General features: G+C 36.6%; 15 protein-coding genes. 7 read left to right on the top strand and 8 right to left on the bottom strand.

Annotated features, from left to right (window positions below; translation table 11 throughout):
• Positions 1–2: 2 nt before the first annotated feature.
• From KUA55_RS01705 to KUA55_RS01695, 3 genes are read right to left on the bottom strand one after another with little or no spacing between them, the layout of a single operon-like run.
• Positions 3–293 carry a PTS sugar transporter subunit IIB gene (locus KUA55_RS01705; RefSeq protein ID WP_218324444.1) on the bottom strand — a complete coding sequence of 97 codons (291 nt, stop codon included), beginning with the start codon at positions 291–293 and terminating at the stop codon, positions 3–5.
• Between the two features lie 16 nt (positions 294–309).
• Positions 310–1,704 carry a glycoside hydrolase family 1 protein gene (locus tag KUA55_RS01700; protein ID WP_218324443.1) on the bottom strand — a complete coding sequence of 465 codons (1,395 nt, stop codon included), beginning with the start codon at positions 1,702–1,704 and terminating at the stop codon, positions 310–312.
• Entirely contained in the window at positions 1,697–2,035 is a 339-nt protein-coding gene (locus KUA55_RS01695) for a PTS sugar transporter subunit IIA (protein ID WP_218324442.1), read from the bottom strand. The genes KUA55_RS01700 and KUA55_RS01695 overlap by 8 nt, the downstream gene beginning before the upstream one ends.
• Positions 2,036–2,729: 694 nt before the next feature.
• Here KUA55_RS01695 and KUA55_RS01690 point away from each other — a divergent pair.
• The 4 genes from KUA55_RS01690 to leuD are packed head-to-tail and all read left to right on the top strand — an operon-like array spanning position 2,730 to position 7,254.
• A complete protein-coding gene (locus tag KUA55_RS01690) occupies positions 2,730–4,247 on the top strand; it encodes a 2-isopropylmalate synthase (protein ID WP_218324441.1) in 1,518 nt (505 codons plus the stop codon).
• 11 nt (positions 4,248–4,258) lie between these two features.
• The gene (gene leuB / locus KUA55_RS01685; protein WP_218324440.1) at positions 4,259–5,296 is read left to right on the top strand and encodes a 3-isopropylmalate dehydrogenase; all 1,038 of its coding nucleotides are present in this window, start codon (positions 4,259–4,261) and stop codon (positions 5,294–5,296) included.
• Between the two features lie 2 nt (positions 5,297–5,298).
• Entirely contained in the window at positions 5,299–6,672 is a 1,374-nt protein-coding gene (gene leuC, locus KUA55_RS01680) for a 3-isopropylmalate dehydratase large subunit (RefSeq protein WP_218324439.1), read from the top strand.
• Positions 6,673–7,254 carry a 3-isopropylmalate dehydratase small subunit gene (gene leuD / locus KUA55_RS01675; RefSeq protein ID WP_218324438.1) on the top strand — a complete coding sequence of 194 codons (582 nt, stop codon included), beginning with the start codon at positions 6,673–6,675 and terminating at the stop codon, positions 7,252–7,254. It abuts the gene before it with no gap.
• Positions 7,255–7,336: 82 nt separating this feature from the next.
• On the opposite strand, the gene KUA55_RS01670 is transcribed toward leuD, so the two are convergent.
• The 3 genes from KUA55_RS01670 to KUA55_RS01660 are packed head-to-tail and all read right to left on the bottom strand — an operon-like array spanning position 7,337 to position 10,088.
• On the bottom strand, positions 7,337–7,468 hold the full coding sequence (locus tag KUA55_RS01670; RefSeq protein WP_218324437.1) for a FeoB-associated Cys-rich membrane protein: 132 nt from the start codon (positions 7,466–7,468) through the stop codon (positions 7,337–7,339).
• Entirely contained in the window at positions 7,456–9,618 is a 2,163-nt protein-coding gene (gene feoB, locus KUA55_RS01665) for a ferrous iron transport protein B (protein WP_218324436.1), read from the bottom strand. The genes KUA55_RS01670 and feoB overlap by 13 nt, the downstream gene beginning before the upstream one ends.
• Entirely contained in the window at positions 9,618–10,088 is a 471-nt protein-coding gene (locus KUA55_RS01660) for a FeoA family protein (protein ID WP_218324435.1), read from the bottom strand. The genes feoB and KUA55_RS01660 overlap by 1 nt, the downstream gene beginning before the upstream one ends.
• 367 nt (positions 10,089–10,455) lie before the next feature.
• On the opposite strand from KUA55_RS01660, the gene nrdH reads away from it, so the two are divergent.
• The 3 genes from nrdH (at position 10,456) to nrdF (ending at position 13,906) form a co-directional block, all read left to right on the top strand.
• Positions 10,456–10,674, top strand: coding sequence for a glutaredoxin-like protein NrdH (gene nrdH / locus KUA55_RS01655; protein ID WP_218324434.1), 219 nt, complete (start codon positions 10,456–10,458; stop codon positions 10,672–10,674).
• 93 nt (positions 10,675–10,767) lie between these two features.
• The gene (gene nrdE, locus KUA55_RS01650; RefSeq protein WP_218324433.1) at positions 10,768–12,927 is read left to right on the top strand and encodes a class 1b ribonucleoside-diphosphate reductase subunit alpha; all 2,160 of its coding nucleotides are present in this window, start codon (positions 10,768–10,770) and stop codon (positions 12,925–12,927) included.
• A gap of 13 nt (positions 12,928–12,940) precedes the next feature.
• Entirely contained in the window at positions 12,941–13,906 is a 966-nt protein-coding gene (gene nrdF, locus KUA55_RS01645; protein WP_218324432.1) for a class 1b ribonucleoside-diphosphate reductase subunit beta, read from the top strand.
• Between the two features lie 44 nt (positions 13,907–13,950).
• Here nrdF and KUA55_RS01640 read toward each other — a convergent pair whose 3' ends face one another.
• Both KUA55_RS01640 and KUA55_RS01635 read right to left on the bottom strand, forming a co-directional pair.
• Entirely contained in the window at positions 13,951–14,724 is a 774-nt protein-coding gene (locus tag KUA55_RS01640) for an ABC transporter ATP-binding protein (protein WP_218324431.1), read from the bottom strand.
• The gene (locus KUA55_RS01635; protein ID WP_218324430.1) at positions 14,672–15,667 is read right to left on the bottom strand and encodes an ABC transporter ATP-binding protein; all 996 of its coding nucleotides are present in this window, start codon (positions 15,665–15,667) and stop codon (positions 14,672–14,674) included. The genes KUA55_RS01640 and KUA55_RS01635 overlap by 53 nt, the downstream gene beginning before the upstream one ends.
• Between the last annotated feature and the right edge of the window lie 10 nt (positions 15,668–15,677).

The raw sequence follows: 15,677 nt of genomic DNA, 5'->3' as shown, positions 1-15,677 counted from the left end.
CCTTATCCTCCTACTATTTTTTTGATATCCTCATAAACGCCTTTACCGTCCATTATGCCGTATTTCATTGGAGAAATTGCCTGTACCGGAACAGTTACCTGTTCTTCAATTTGTGGCAATAAAAAGCGGATTTGAGGACCAATCAGTACTAAATCGATACCCTCTAAATAATCACTGTATTCAGATTCACTGTACGCACTTACTTTTAGCGTATTATTTGAAGCGGCCTCAATTTTTTTAGCCAATATTCCTGTAGACATCCCAGCGTTACAAACTAACATTATATTCTTCATATTTAATCTGCTCCTTTTAATTGAAATTTCGTCGTTTTATGAGTTCACCTTGACTTGCAATTACATCTTTGAACCAATGATAAGAAGCTTTTGGTGCTCTTGTCTGACCATTTTCAAAATCGACAGCAACTAAGCCATAGCGTTTTTCACAACCATTCTTCCAAGAATACAAATCAAACGATGACCAAGCATAATATCCACGAATATCACAACCAGCATCTTGAGCATTCATAATGGCATTGATATGATCGTTCATAAAGGAAATACGATATTCATCCTTCACTTCATCGACAGTTACATCTTCACGAACGCCAACACCGTTTTCTGTAACATAAATTGGTAAATGATAACGTTGGTAAGCTTCAATTAAACCGTCTTCCAGACCTTTAGGATAAATCTCAGTATCCCATTCAGTCGTTTCATTATTTGGATCTTTCACTTGTTCGAACCAGTTTTTGATTAATACTTTGGACTCGCCTTTTTTCCCAGTGTGGTTAAAAGATAGTTGGGTTTCTCCTCCGGTATAAGGTTTAACCAGAGTTCTAGAGTAATAATTTAAACCGATAAAATCGACCGTATTTTCTTTAATAATTTCAAGTTCTTTCGTGCTAATAAAACTAATGTCATAGTCTTTTGCTAAAACTGAAATCAAGTCAATTGGAAATTCACCTAAAGCAGCTGTATCTAAAATCCAGTTATTACAGTAATTGTCGGCATAACGCATGGCAATTTTAGTTTCAATGCTATCATCAACACCATTTACAGGTGTATAGCTATGAACGATACCAATCTGTCCTGGATAATTTCCTGCTCTAAAAACCCTAACTCCTAACGCACTCGCATACATCACATTATAAGCGGCAATCATTGTTTTCTGAGGATCTTGCAAGCCTGGAGGATAGTTACCAATCATATAACCATTCACCACAAACCATTTTGGTTCATTAAAGGTTGTCCAGTTACGAATCTTATCACCAAATGCTTCATAACAAACTTTTGCATAATGTTCAAAAGCCCCACATACTTCGTGATTTAACCAACCACCAGTTTCTTCCCAATACTGTGGTAAATCCCAATGATATAAGGTTACAAATGGTTCAATCCCATACTTCTCACAAGCATCCAAAATACCATGATAAAAATCTAAGCCTTTTTGATTCACATCACCGTTTTTATTTTTAATTATTCGTGGCCAAGACAGTGAAAAGCGATAAGAATTTTGCCCTCCTTCGGCCATCATACGAATATCTTCTTCATAATGATGATAATGATCACTAGCTACATCACCATTTTCCAAATTATTTTCATGCAGGTAAACATCCCACATTGAAGGTGCTTTCTCATCTACATCCCAAGCGCCTTCACATTGATAAGAGGCTGTTGCTCCTCCCCATAAAAAGTTTTTATCCATCAATAGTCTCCTTCCATTTATACAACTCACCAAATTCACCAATCAGGTCTACTGCAATATCTGTTGAAGATAAATGACCTTCAGCATGAACTAAAAGTAAATCAACTTCTTTCATTTGATTCGATGATGATAATTTTCGCAATAGCTCAGCATGGGCTTTATGTGCCAATCTTATTTCTTGCTTTGCCTCAGTATACTTTTCATCGAACAAATCAAACTCACTTTTTTTAGCAGCCATTAAAGCTTCATAAGAACTGCTTTTTGCATTGCCAGCATGTAAGATAATCGCCATTGATTCCAGCTCAGTACTTACCTGTACAGTTTCTGCCATCTAAGTTCCTCCTCTTTTCTTTTTACACTCTTACTATAAATCGTTTTCAAAACTCAATAAATTCATAATTTTCCACTTTGATTGTGGTAATTTTTTTCTAAGATACAATTGGTCAATTCAATGCCTTAGAAGATACTGATTTTTTCTTTATACTGAAACACTTTTTTCCAAACATACAAAATTTCTTACATTAAGCTTAAAGCAACCTAATGAGGTATTTATTGATATATCTCTAAACTCTCCTCAATAGATTGCTAATTGGATTTCCTCATGTGCAATAAAATCCACCGAAGCAAACTGACAGTTTTCGAAACATATAATAAGAGCAAAGCCTTAAATTAGCTTTGCTCTTTTGCCTCAAACTATCTGTAAAAAAATCTATTGAAGAAAGCTTTTCCCCCAAAGTAAAAAAATATTTTCATCTTTTTCTCATCTTTTTTTAAATTTTAGGTTGACATTGGTTGCTCCTTTGTTTATTCTTTTAACAAGCAATTAAACAAAAATTCTGACAATTTTAGGTGAAAAATTATGATGACGATAAATAACCAAAATAACACAACTTTATTATTATAACAGGGACTCTTTTTTTAGTTTTCTAAAAGAGTCCCTATTCGCATTGCAGCTAAGGAGAAAATGGTTCTTCTTAACTGGGATGCTTTTTTTATACCCAAATTTAAAAAGAGGAGCGGTTATTATGAGAAAAATTCAATTTTTTGACACAACATTAAGAGATGGTGAGCAAACACCTGGTGTAAATTTCAACACAAAAGAAAAAATTCAAATTGCCCAGCAATTAGAAAAATGGGGTATTGATGTAATTGAGGCAGGCTTCCCAATTGCTTCTGATGGCGATTTTGAAGCAGTGCAAAATATTGCCCGTAATGTTAAAAAAATGACTGTGGCTGGTCTGGCGCGCTGTCAGAAAAAAGATATTGATCGTGCATATGAAGCGTTGCAAGATGCGGTCCATCCACAAATTCATATCTTTTTGGCTACCAGTGACGTGCATATGAAATATAAATTGAAAATGACAGAAACTGAAGTTTTAGCATCAATCAAAGAGCATGTCAGTTATGCCCGCAACTTATTTGAAAAGGTTCAATTTTCACCAGAAGATGCCAGCCGAACTGAAAAAAGTTTTCTTTTAAAAGCTGTTCAAACAGCCATTGATGCTGGTGCAACTATTATTAACGTACCAGATACTGTCGGTTACTCTAATCCAACAGAGTACGGCGCACTTTTCAAATTTCTAATTGATAATATTCAAAGTGAGCAGGAAATTATTTTTTCTTCTCATTGTCACGATGATTTGGGTATGGCAACAGCAAATGCTCTAGCAGCTATCGAAAATGGCGCGAATCGCGTGGAAGGTACCGTCAACGGTATTGGTGAACGAGCAGGAAATACTGCTCTAGAAGAAGTTGCCTTGGCTTTATATATTCGGAATGACTTTTATCAAGCAAATAGCCAAATTGAATTAGCCGAAACCAAACGGACAAGTGATTTGGTCGCTCGCCTATCAAGTATTCCTGTACCAAAAAATAAGGCCATTATCGGTGAAAATGCTTATGCTCATGAATCTGGTATTCACCAAGATGGTGTTTTAAAGAATCCTGAAACGTATGAAATCATCACGCCATCTTTAGTCGGGGTAAATAAAAATTCTCTGCCTCTAGGAAAACTTTCTGGTCGTCATGCCTTTGTAGCAAAATTAGCAGAGCTTGGTTATCAACTATCTGATGATGAATTAAAAACGGCATTTGCTCGCTTCAAGTCTCTAGCCGACAAGAAAAAACAAATTACTGATGATGATTTGATTGCTTTACTAACAGATCAACATCGAGAAGAAACCGAACAATGTAAATTATCTTCTGTTCAAGTGCAATACAGCTCTAACGGTTTCCAAGGAGCTATTGTCTCAATTACCGATTCGAATGATCAAACCAAAGTGGCTTCAACCATCGGCTCTGGTAGTATCCAAGCTATCTACAATGCCATCGATGAGATTTTTGACCAAGATGTTTCCTTAACTGAATATGAAATTCAAGCCATCACTGCTGGTGAAGATGCCCAAGCTGAAGTGCGAGTCTTGCTGACAGATGAAAAAAATCAGCAAACTTATCGTGGTGTCGGCATTGATTTTGATGTGTTACAAGCCTCGGCAAAAGCTTATGTCGCTGCTAGCAATCAAGTTTTTACTAAAAATATTTAAGGAGTGCTCAAATGTCAAAAAAAATTACCGTATTAGCTGGAGACGGCATTGGACCAGAAATAATGAAAAGTGGACTAGCCATTTTAGCAACCGTCAAACCAGATTATCAAATTGAAGAACAATTTTTTGGTGGCGCTGCTATTGACCACAGCGGTTCTCCGCTACCTGCAGAAACAATTGAAGCTTGTCAAAATGCTGACGCCATATTATTAGGAGCAATTGGTGGTCCGAAATGGGATAACGCAAATGAAACACCAGAAAAAGGATTGTTGGCTTTACGAAAACAGCTACAATTATTTGCTAACATTCGACCGATAAAAGTAACCGATAGTTTAATCGATTTTTCACCGATTAAATCAGAAATCATTCGCGGCACTGATTTTGTCATCGTTCGAGAATTAACTGGCGGTATTTATTTTGGCAAACCACAAGAATTAAATGCTGAGAATGCATTAGATACCAATACTTATCAAAAATTTGAAATCGAAAATATCTTGCGTCAAGCTTTTCGTTTAGCACAACAAAGAAGAAAATTAGTCACCTCGGTGGATAAAGCCAATGTCTTAGCCACTAGTAAGCTATGGCGTAAAACAGCCGAAGAAATCGCGAAGGAATTTCCCGATTGTACTTTAGAGCATCAATATGTTGATTCAGCAGCAATGAAAATCATCCAACAACCTACCCACTTTGACGTTGTTGTTACTGAAAATTTATTTGGAGATATTTTAAGTGATGAAGCTTCTGTTTTGCCAGGCTCTTTAGGCGTGTTAGCCAGTGCTTCCGACAGTTTAAACGGCCCTTCTTTATACGAGCCCATCCACGGATCTGCACCTGATATCGCTGGGCAAGATATTGCCAACCCGTTGTCGATGATCTTATCGGTAGCAATGATGCTTCGTCAATCATTTAACGAAAATCAGTTAGCTGAAAAAATCGAAACTGCTTGCGACAATGTATTAAAAAAAGGGATTGCCACCAAAGACTTAAAAGGCAGTGCCACGACAACCGAATTTACAAATGCAGTAATTACTGACTTGAAGGGAAGATAATTATGGGAAAAACACTTTTTGATAAGCTTTGGGACCGTCATGTGGTTTATGGTGAGGCGGGTTCGCCACAACTTTTATATATTGATTTGCATCTGATCCATGAGGTTACTTCACCTCAAGCTTTTGCTGGTATTCGCGAAGCTGGACGCACACTGCGCCATCCTGAAAGAACTTTTGCAACGATGGATCATAATACACCGACGGTTGATATTTTTAATTTCAGTGATTTAGTCGCAAAAAAACAAATTGATACTTTAAGAGACAATTGTCAGGAATTTGGTGTTGAGCTTTGTGATAATGGCACTGAAAATCAAGGGATTGTTCATATGGTAGGACCAGAAACTGGTTTGACTCAGCCTGGAAAAACCATCGTCTGTGGCGATTCTCATACCGCAACTCATGGGGCATTTGGTGCTTTAGCTTTTGGGATTGGAACAAGTGAAGTGGAGCATGTTTTTGCCACTCAAACCATTTGGCAAAGTAAGCCTAAAAATATGGGTATTAACATTACTGGGGAGCTTCCTAAAGGTGTTTACGCTAAAGATATTATTTTGGCTTTAATTGCAAAATATGGTACGAATTTTGGCGTTGGTTACGGCGCAGAGTTTTTCGGGGATACAATTGAAAACTTGTCGATGGAAGAACGCATGACGATTTGTAATATGGCGATTGAAGGCGGCGCTAAAATTGGTATTATGAAACCTGATCAAACAACTTTTGATTACGTTGCTGACCGGACTTATGCTCCTAAAGATATACAAGCAGCCAGTGAAAATTGGCAGGAGCTTTTTACTGATGAAGATGCACAATATGATACCGTTCTTACTTTAGATGTTAGCCAACTCTCTCCTTTTGTTACTTGGGGCACAAATCCTGAAATGGGTGTTGCTTATGATGAACAGTTTCCAGCTGCTGACTCTGATGAATTTGTTAAGGCTTATGAATATATGGACTTGCAACCTGGTCAAAAGCCAGCTGATATTCCAATTGGATATGTTTTTATTGGTTCTTGCACCAATGGTCGACTTTCTGATTTAAAAGAAGCCGCTAAAATAATTGAAGGTAAAAAAGTAGCTGATGAGGTGACTGCGATTGTTGTGCCGGGCTCACGTCCCGTTCGAAAAGCGGCCGAAGCCATCGGTTTGGATCAAGTTTTTAAAGCAGCTGGTTTTGAATGGCGCGAGCCTGGTTGCTCAATGTGCTTGGGTATGAATCCTGATCGTGTGCCAGCTGGCGTCCATTGTGCTTCAACGTCTAATCGTAATTTCAAGGGACGACAAGGAAAAGATGCTCGGACCCATTTGTGTTCACCAGCTATGGCAGCGGCAGCCGCAATCAATGGTCATTTTATTAATATTTCACAGGAGGTTGTTTAAATGGAAGCTTTCACACAATATAGCGGTAGCGTAGTTTCTTTAAGAGAAGATAATATTGATACCGATCAAATTATTCCCAAAAACTTTTTAAAACAAGTCGATAAAAAAGGCTTTGGCATTCATTTATTTGACGAATGGCGTTACTTAGCCGATGGGAGTGACAATCCTGATTTCCCTTTAAACTTTCCAGAAAATAAACAGGCGACCATTTTAGTTGCTGATGAGAATTTCGGTTCAGGTTCTTCCCGTGAGCATGCCGCTTGGGCGTTGCAGGATTATGGTTTTAAAGCCGTGATTGCCGGTAGTTTTAGTGATATTTTTTATATGAATGCTTTGAAAAATGGCTTATTGCCTATTAGAATCGAAAAAGAAATTCGTGACGACATCAGTCAATTACCTGCTGGTACAAAGATTGAGATTGACTTACCTGCACAAAAAATTACTACACCAAATGCTGAATACTCCTTTGCTTTTGATGCCACTTGGAAAGATAAACTAGTTAATGGTTTAGACGATATCAGTATTACTTTACAGCATGAAGATGCGATTCGTGCTTATGAACAGAAGATGGTCCAATTTTAAATTGTAAATGAACTGTATCGATTGCGATACAGTTTTTTTATGCAAAAAAATCCTCGACTGATTGCCGAGGATTTTACATTTTTTATTTACTTTGCTCTTCTTTTACTGGACAGCCACAGTCGCAGTCTTCACAAGAGGCGCCATTTTTAATTTTGCGATAGACAATCACTCCTGCACCGCCAAAAATTAAAACAGATAAAATTATAGTTGCCATTCTTTCACCTCATCTAAATGTTGAATTGTTACGGTTGGTCGATTTGATTTATTTGGTTTCTTCAAGATAAAGTATAGCATAATCGCTAAAACAACGGCTGCTAAAATAAATCCAATTCCTATTGAACCACCTTCAAAAAAGACGTGTCCAAATTGATAAACAACGAAACTCACTGCATAAGCCAAACCACATTGATATGCAATTGCACCGGCAAACCATTTACCATTTGCCATTTCACGACGGATGGCCCCCATCGCAGCAAAACATGGTGCACACAATAAATTAAATACTAGGAATGAATATGCCCCAACTGGCGTATAAGAACCTCGCAAGGCTCCCCAAATCTGAGAGCCGTTTTCGGAAACTGATGGTTGATTGTATAAAATCCCAAAGGTCCCGATGACATTTTCTTTGGCAATTAGTCCTGTGATTGCTGCTACTGCGGCTTTCCAATTACCAAATCCAAGAGGTGCAAAAATTGGTGCTACAAGGTTTCCTAAAACTGCTAAGATACTTTGATCTTCTGGTACTGCTTGGAACATAAAATTATGGGTCTGAGTAAACCAAATTAAAATACAAGCGACAAAAATAATTGTTCCTGCTTTTTTAACAAATGCTTTACTGTGATCATACGTATAACGAATCGTATTACCGATTCTTGGAAAATGATAAACTGGCAATTCCATAATGAAAGGTGCTGGATCACCGGCAAACAAACGTGTTTTTTTCAAAGCAATCCCTGATAAAACGATTGCTGACATACCAATAAAATAAGCTGAGGGTGCTACCCAAGAACTATTTGGGAAAAATGCCCCCGCTACTAAGGCAATGATTGGCAATTTAGCTGAGCAAGGCATAAATGTCGTTAGCATGACAGTCATTTTGCGATCTTTTTCATTTTCAATTGTCCGACTCGCCATGACACCTGGCACACCACAACCTGTTGCAATTAACATCGGAATAAATGATTTTCCTGACAAACCAAACTTTCTAAAGAAACGATCCATTACAAAAGCAATCCGCGCCATGTAGCCACAATCTTCAATTAATGCCAAACAGAAAAATAGAACCATTAATTGTGGTAAAAAACCAAGTACTGCGCCAATTCCGGCGACAATCCCATTTAAAATCAAGTCTTGCATCCAACCAGCTACTTGCCAAGATTGCAAGGTTGTTTCGATAAAGTTCGGTACGATATCACCAAACAAAGTATCATTTACCCAGTCAGTTCCAATGGCTCCGACAGTTTGAATCGCAATGTAATAGATTAACCACATAACTAAAGCAAAAATCGGTAACGCTAAAAAGCGATTCGTCACAATCCGGTCAATTTTATCTGATAATGATAATTTAAACTGGTCATCATCAACAACACATAAGGTTTTCAAGTCCGAAATAAAATTATATCTTTCATTAATAACGATGGATTCAGCATCATCTGCGATAATCTTTTCAGTAATATTAATGGTTTCTTCAATTTCTTTTTGCTGAATAGTACTCAAATCTAATGCTTGGCTTGCTCGTGAATCCCGTTCGAATAATTTCACGCTGTACCAACGAGCATATTTGTCTTCAACTGTGCTACCTAAAATGGTTTCGATCTCATTTAAAGCAGCTTCAAGACGTTTATCATATTGGGGATAATTGATTTCTGTTTTATTTTTTGCAGCTGCGATGGCTTCTTTGACTGCTTTATCAACATTTCGATTTTTCAAAGCTGATATGCCAATCACCGGTACGCCTAAAGCATAAGATAATTTTTCTAAATTAATCTGCTTGTCACTTTTTTCCAAAATGTCCATCATATTGACAGCTACGACTGTTGGAATCCCTGTTTCAATTAATTGGGTCGTTAAATAAAGATTCCGTTCTAAATTTGTCCCATCGACAATATTTAAAATGACATCAGGTTCACCTGACAATAAGTAATCTCTAGCAACAACTTCTTCTGGTGTATAAGGTGAAAGAGAGTATATACCCGGCAAATCATCAATCGTAACATCAGTATTCTTTTTATAGACGCCACCTTTTCTTTCAACGGTGACACCCGGCCAGTTTCCAACGAATTGATTATTACCAGTTAATACATTAAAGGCGCTAGTTTTCCCACTATTGGGATTTCCGGCTAATGCTACATGTAGGTTTGCCATCACGCTTCCTCCTTCGCAATAATAATCATTTCCGCTTCAGATTTTCTCAAAGTCAATTCATACCCGCGAATCCGAATTTCAATCGGATCTCCCAATGGGGCAAGTTTAATAATTTTAATCAACGTTCCTTTGGTTAAGCCCATATCCATTAAGCGGCGTTTCACTGCACCGGTGCCGTGGACATTTACGACAACCCCTTGTTCTCCTATTTTTAATTGATCTAAAGAAGACCAATGATTTCTTTCTTCTGTTATATCTTTCACATTAATACTTTTTAAAATAGTCTTATCAATTGCCACACGAGAATTGTGTAACAAGACAATACTATTATGCCCAGACTGACTCACAACGGCAATTTTCGAACCAATTACCATTCCGAGATCCTGCATCCGGCGCTTCATATCTGAATCTAATGTGACTGAATCAATTTCCACAACTTTATTCAAAGAAACATCTGCTAAAGTAGTCATCATTTTTCCGCCTAACTTTTTCAATTAATAATGAGAATCTTTCTCACTTAGATTAACTGGATTTGTGAACAATGTCAATATGAAACATAACTTTTTCTTAATCTTTTGAGCAGTAAATTTGACTTATTATTTCAAACTTGTTTAGAAAGGTTATTTAAAATTTTTTTGTTCGTAAAAAAAACATTCAATTTTTGTTTTTCAAATAAAGAAAGGGCTTTTCCATTGAATTCATCTGCTTTCATCATTTTTCCAAAAACACCAAGCCTTGTGTATCCCAAAAAACGAAACACTATATATAGTGTTTTTCGATTGACTTTTTCCCAACATCTTTTATACTGATAAGTGTAGAAAAAAAGGGGGAACATCCATGGTAAAAGTATATTCAAAAAACAATTGTATGCAATGTAAGATGACAAAACGTTATTTAAACGACAATCATATTAGCTTTGAAGAAATTAATATAGACAGCGAACCAACTGCTTTAGACTTCTTAAAAGAACAAGGTTTCCAAAGTGTACCTGTTACTTTTAATGGTTCAGACACAATTATCGGCTTTCGTCCTGACCAACTAAAAGCTTTAGCTTAATCAATAAATCTAAATGAATGACGAACTGAGATGAAAAGCGACTATTTTTGTCTCAGTTTTATTTATTACTATATATAGGAAAGAAGTGACGAAATGAGTCTGAAAAATCTAGGCGATGTGACCTACTTCAAACTTAATAATGAAATCAACCGTCCTGTTAACGGACAAATCCCATTAAATAAAGATAAAGAAGCTTTAGATGCATTCTTTAAAGAGAATGTTGAACCGAATACCCACAAGTTTTCTTCTATTAAAGAAAAACTTGATTTCCTAATTTCAGAAGATTATTTAGAACAAGAATTTATCGAAAAATATTCTCTTGCTTTTATTGAAAAATTATATGCATTTTTAGATGAACAGAATTTTGTCTTTAAATCATTTATGGCCGCCTATAAATTTTATTCTCAGTACGCTTTAAAAAGTAACGATGGCGACGAATACCTAGAGTCATATGAAGATCGTGTAGCTTTTAGTGCCTTATACTTTGCAGACGGCGATGAAAATCTAGCACTAGATTTAGCTGATGAAATGATTCATCAACGCTATCAACCTGCAACTCCTTCATTTTTAAATGCAGGACGTAAACGCCGTGGAGAATTGGTCTCTTGTTTCTTAATCCAAATGACGGATGACATGAATAGTATTGGTCGCTCAATCAACTCTGCTTTACAATTATCAAGAATTGGTGGCGGCGTTGGTATTAATTTGTCTAACCTTCGAGAAGCTGGTGCGCCGATTAAAGGTTATGACGGAGCCGCTAGTGGTGTCGTTCCAGTAATGAAATTATTCGAAGATAGCTTTTCTTACTCAAACCAATTAGGACAACGTCAAGGAGCCGGTGTGGTTTATCTAGACGTCTTCCATCCAGACATTGAGATGTTCTTATCGGCTAAAAAAGAAAATGCCGATGAAAAAATTCGGGTTAAAACTCTGTCACTAGGTGTCACTGTTCCTGACAAGTTTTACGAATTGGCTCGTAAAAATGAAGATATGTATTTATTCAGCCCTTATGGTGTTGAAAAAGAATACGGTGTCCCTTACTCTTATGTGGATATCACAAAAGAATATGACAACATGGTAGCTAATCCCAACATTCGTAAAAAACGTGTTCGGGCTCGTGACTTGGAAAACGAAATTTCTAAATTACAACAAGAATCTGGCTATCCTTATATTATCAATATCGATACGGCTAATCGGGCAAATGCGGTTGATGGAAAAATCGTCATGAGTAATCTATGTTCAGAAATTTTACAAGTTCAAACACCATCTGCCATTAATGATCGTCAAGAATATGAAACATTAGGTACAGATATTTCTTGTAACTTAGGCTCAACAAATATTGTCAATTTAATGGAAAGTCCTGACTTTGGCAAATCTGTTAAATCAATGGTTCGAGCGTTAACTTTTGTTACAGATGCTTCAAATATTGATGTGGTTCCTTCTATTCAAAACGGTAATCATTTAAATCATACGATTGGCTTAGGTGCGATGGGCTTACACAGCTTCTTTGCTAAAAACTTGATGGTTTATGGATCTGAAGAATCAATCGATTTCACTAATATTTATTTCATGCTGTTAAATTATTGGACTTTAGTGGAAAGCAATCAAATTGCTAGAGAAAAGAAACAAAGCTTCCATAATTTTGAAAAATCAAAATATGCTGATGGATCTTATTTTGACAAATATGTAACTGGTGAATTCATGCCACAAACTGATAAGGTCAAAGAAATCTTCAAAGATATTTTTGTTCCAACTGCAGAAGACTGGGCAGCTTTAAGAGAGGCTATTAAAACAGATGGTTTGTATCACCAAAATCGTCTAGCTGTAGCGCCAAATGGTTCGATTTCTTACATCAATGATACTAGCGCTAGCTTACACCCTATCACTCGTTTAATTGAAGAACGTCAAGAAAAGAAAATTGGTAAAATTTATTACCCAGCACCATATTTGAATAATGAAACATTGCCTTATTATATGTCTGCTTACGATATGGATATGCGTAAAGTTATCGATGTCTATGCCACAGCGCAACAACATATTGATCAAGGAATGAGCTTAACTTTATTCATGCGTTCTGAAATTCCTCGCGGTTTATACGAATGGAAAACAGAAACTAAGCAATCTACTCGTGATTTAAACATCTTACGAAACTATGCCTTCTACAAAGGCTGCAAATCGATTTATTACGTTCGGACCTTCACTGAAGACGCAGAAGAAATCGGTTCAAATCAATGCGAAAGCTGCGTCATTTAGAAAGGAGAACCTCATGACAGAAACATATTATGAAGCAATAAATTGGAATGAAATTGAAGATGTCATCGATAAATCAACTTGGGAAAAATTAACTGAGCAATTTTGGTTAGATACCCGGATTCCTTTATCAAATGACTTAGATGATTGGCGTAAATTATCAAAAATGGAACAAAACTTAGTCGGCCACGTTTTTGGTGGTCTGACTTTACTTGATACCGTTCAATCAGAAACTGGGATGGATCAACTGAGAGAAGATGTGCGCACACCACATGAAGAAGCCGTTTTAAACAATATTCAATTCATGGAATCTGTTCACGCAAAAAGTTATTCATCGATCTTCAGTACTTTAAACACAAAATCTGAAATTGATGAAATCTTCGAATGGACCAATACAAATGTATATTTACAAAAAAAAGCTGAACGAGTGAACGAAATCTACAAAAACGGTACACCATTAGAAAAGAAAATTGCCAGTGTCTTTTTGGAAACTTTCTTATTCTACTCAGGCTTTTACACACCACTATACTATTTAGGAAACAATAAATTAGCTAACGTAGCAGAGATCATTAAGTTGATCATTCGTGATGAATCTGTTCACGGAACTTACATTGGCTACAAATTCCAACGAGGATTCAACGAGCTACCTGAAGCAGAACAAGAATCATTGAAAGAATGGATGTATGATTTATTGTACGAACTTTACGAAAATGAAGAACGTTACACTGAAGAATTGTACGATGAAATCGGTTGGACAGAGGAAGTCAAAACTTTCTTGCGCTATAATGCCAACAAGGCGTTGATGAACTTGGGACAAGATCCATTATTCCCAGATACCGCCGATGACGTAAACCCAATTGTCATGAATGGAATTTCTACTGGTACAAGTAACCACGACTTCTTCTCACAAGTCGGTAATGGCTATTTGTTAGGCCATGTCGAAGCGATGGATGACGATGATTATTTGATTGGTTTTGAATAATATAGCGAACCAGGCAACTTCCATTTAGTGAAGTTGCCTGGTTTTTAGTTTAATTGTGCAGCAATCAAAGTCTTTGTATATTCATGCTGCGGGTTTTCTAAAATATCTTTGGTTTCGCCAACTTCAACAATTTCTCCTTGATACATCACTGCTACTCGATCTGCAATTTTTGAAACTAATTGTAGGTCATGAGAAATGAATAAGTAAGTTAAATGAAACTCTTTTTTTAAATCCAACATCACATTAACAATTTGTGCCTGCAACGAAACATCTAAAGAAGAAACAGGTTCGTCGGCAATAACGAATTTAGGATTGGTTACCAATGCTCTGGCGATGACGACTCGTTGTTTTTGTCCACCACTTAATTGACTAGGGAAACGTTGAAATAAAGACTCGTCGATGCCTACTTTTTTTAAAATATTGATCACCTGTTTTTCACTACTCAGCTGCTCCTGCCCTAAAGCTTTTAACGGCTCCATCACAATATTAAAAATGGTCATGAAAGGATTCATCGCTGATTCAGGATTTTGAAAAATAATCTGCATTTCCTCTGGAGAACGCTTTACTTTTGTCTGATCAGTTTGATTTAAAAAAATGATATCTCCAGCAGTTGGTGCTTCCATCTTTAAGAGAAGCTTTCCCAATGTAGATTTTCCACTACCAGATTCACCAATTAAGGCAAATAACTCTCCTTGATAAATAGTCAAACTAACATCTTTCACCGCTCTTACAATCGGTTTTTTTCTTAAATCAAATCCACTTTTCTTAAAAGTCTTCGATAAATGATTCATTGATAAAATCGGGATTTCTCTCTGCATTCTGCGACTTCCTTTCTGCATAGAAGCAGCGAACTGCATGCTGTTTTCTCTCTTTCAAAAGAGGATGGCTTTTTGTACATTCTGGTAATTTCACTGAACAACGCGAAGCAAAAAAGCAACCAGGTATTTGTTCATCCATCGTTGGTACATTTCCTGGGATACTTGTTAATTCATGAGATTTACTAGGACTGGCCGCTAATAAAGCTTTAGTATAGGGATGTTGCGTTTTTTTCAGAATAGTTTGTAGTTTACCAAGCTCTACTATTTCCCCAAAATACATAACAGCAACACGATCAGCCACTTGTTTAATAACCTTTAAATCATGACTGATTAAAATAATTGTTAAGCCTTCTGTCTGCTGTAATTCCTTCAGTAAAAGCAAAATCCCTTTTTGTGTAACTGCATCTAAAGCAGTCGTCGGTTCATCTGCGATTAAAACTTTTGATTTAGTTAAGAGTGCCATAGCAATCATTACTCGTTGCTGAAGGCCACCGGAAAGCTCATGAGGATACTGCTTCATCCGCTGTTTCGGGTTACTAATTGCAACTTTTGCTAAAGTTTTCTCAGATAATTCGATAGCTGCTGCTTTTGATACTTTTTGAAAACGTCTAGCTACTTCAGCTAATTGACTTCCAATCGTTTTAACTGGATTCATCGCTTTTTTGGGATCTTGAAAAATCATCGCTATTGATAAATTTTCATCCAGTCGATGCATCTCACTTTCAAAGATGAATTCTTGGTATTGGTACTCAAAAAATCGAGGTAAAATATTTTTCAAACAACGCATCAAAATACTTTTCCCTGAGCCAGATTCCCCAACGATTCCTAGAATTTCTCCCTGAAAAACCGTCAAATCTAACTCTTTAATAATTTCATATGGTTTTTTTTCCAAGCCTTGATAAGTAATCACATTGAGTTTTTTGACTGTTAAAATAGCTGTCATCATATTTACT

Source organism: Enterococcus alishanensis (assembly GCF_019218635.1).
Taxonomy (GTDB): Bacteria; Bacillota; Bacilli; order Lactobacillales; family Enterococcaceae; genus Enterococcus_A; species Enterococcus_A alishanensis.
The sequence above is the reverse complement of the archived record's forward strand: the minus strand, read 5'-3'. Positions and strand labels throughout refer to the sequence as shown.

Bases quoted from the DNA above. Each gene is read 5' to 3' on its own strand.
- leuD (WP_218324438.1), top strand. From the start codon at position 6,673: ATGGAAGCTTTCACACAATATAGCGGTAGCGTAGTTTCTTTAAGAGAA.
- KUA55_RS01635 (WP_218324430.1), bottom strand. From the start codon at position 15,667: ATGACAGCTATTTTAACAGTCAAAAAACTCAATGTGATTACTTATCAA.
- KUA55_RS01670 (WP_218324437.1), bottom strand. From the start codon at position 7,468: ATGGCAACTATAATTTTATCTGTTTTAATTTTTGGCGGTGCAGGAGTG.
- KUA55_RS01640 (WP_218324431.1), bottom strand. From the start codon at position 14,724: ATGCAGAGAGAAATCCCGATTTTATCAATGAATCATTTATCGAAGACT.
- KUA55_RS01705 (WP_218324444.1), bottom strand. From the start codon at position 293: ATGAAGAATATAATGTTAGTTTGTAACGCTGGGATGTCTACAGGAATA.
- nrdF (WP_218324432.1), top strand. From the start codon at position 12,941: ATGACAGAAACATATTATGAAGCAATAAATTGGAATGAAATTGAAGAT.
- nrdH (WP_218324434.1), top strand. From the start codon at position 10,456: ATGGTAAAAGTATATTCAAAAAACAATTGTATGCAATGTAAGATGACA.
- nrdE (WP_218324433.1), top strand. From the start codon at position 10,768: ATGAGTCTGAAAAATCTAGGCGATGTGACCTACTTCAAACTTAATAAT.
- feoB (WP_218324436.1), bottom strand. From the start codon at position 9,618: ATGGCAAACCTACATGTAGCATTAGCCGGAAATCCCAATAGTGGGAAA.
- KUA55_RS01690 (WP_218324441.1), top strand. From the start codon at position 2,730: ATGAGAAAAATTCAATTTTTTGACACAACATTAAGAGATGGTGAGCAA.
- leuC (WP_218324439.1), top strand. From the start codon at position 5,299: ATGGGAAAAACACTTTTTGATAAGCTTTGGGACCGTCATGTGGTTTAT.
- KUA55_RS01695 (WP_218324442.1), bottom strand. From the start codon at position 2,035: ATGGCAGAAACTGTACAGGTAAGTACTGAGCTGGAATCAATGGCGATT.
- KUA55_RS01700 (WP_218324443.1), bottom strand. From the start codon at position 1,704: ATGGATAAAAACTTTTTATGGGGAGGAGCAACAGCCTCTTATCAATGT.
- leuB (WP_218324440.1), top strand. From the start codon at position 4,259: ATGTCAAAAAAAATTACCGTATTAGCTGGAGACGGCATTGGACCAGAA.
- KUA55_RS01660 (WP_218324435.1), bottom strand. From the start codon at position 10,088: ATGACTACTTTAGCAGATGTTTCTTTGAATAAAGTTGTGGAAATTGAT.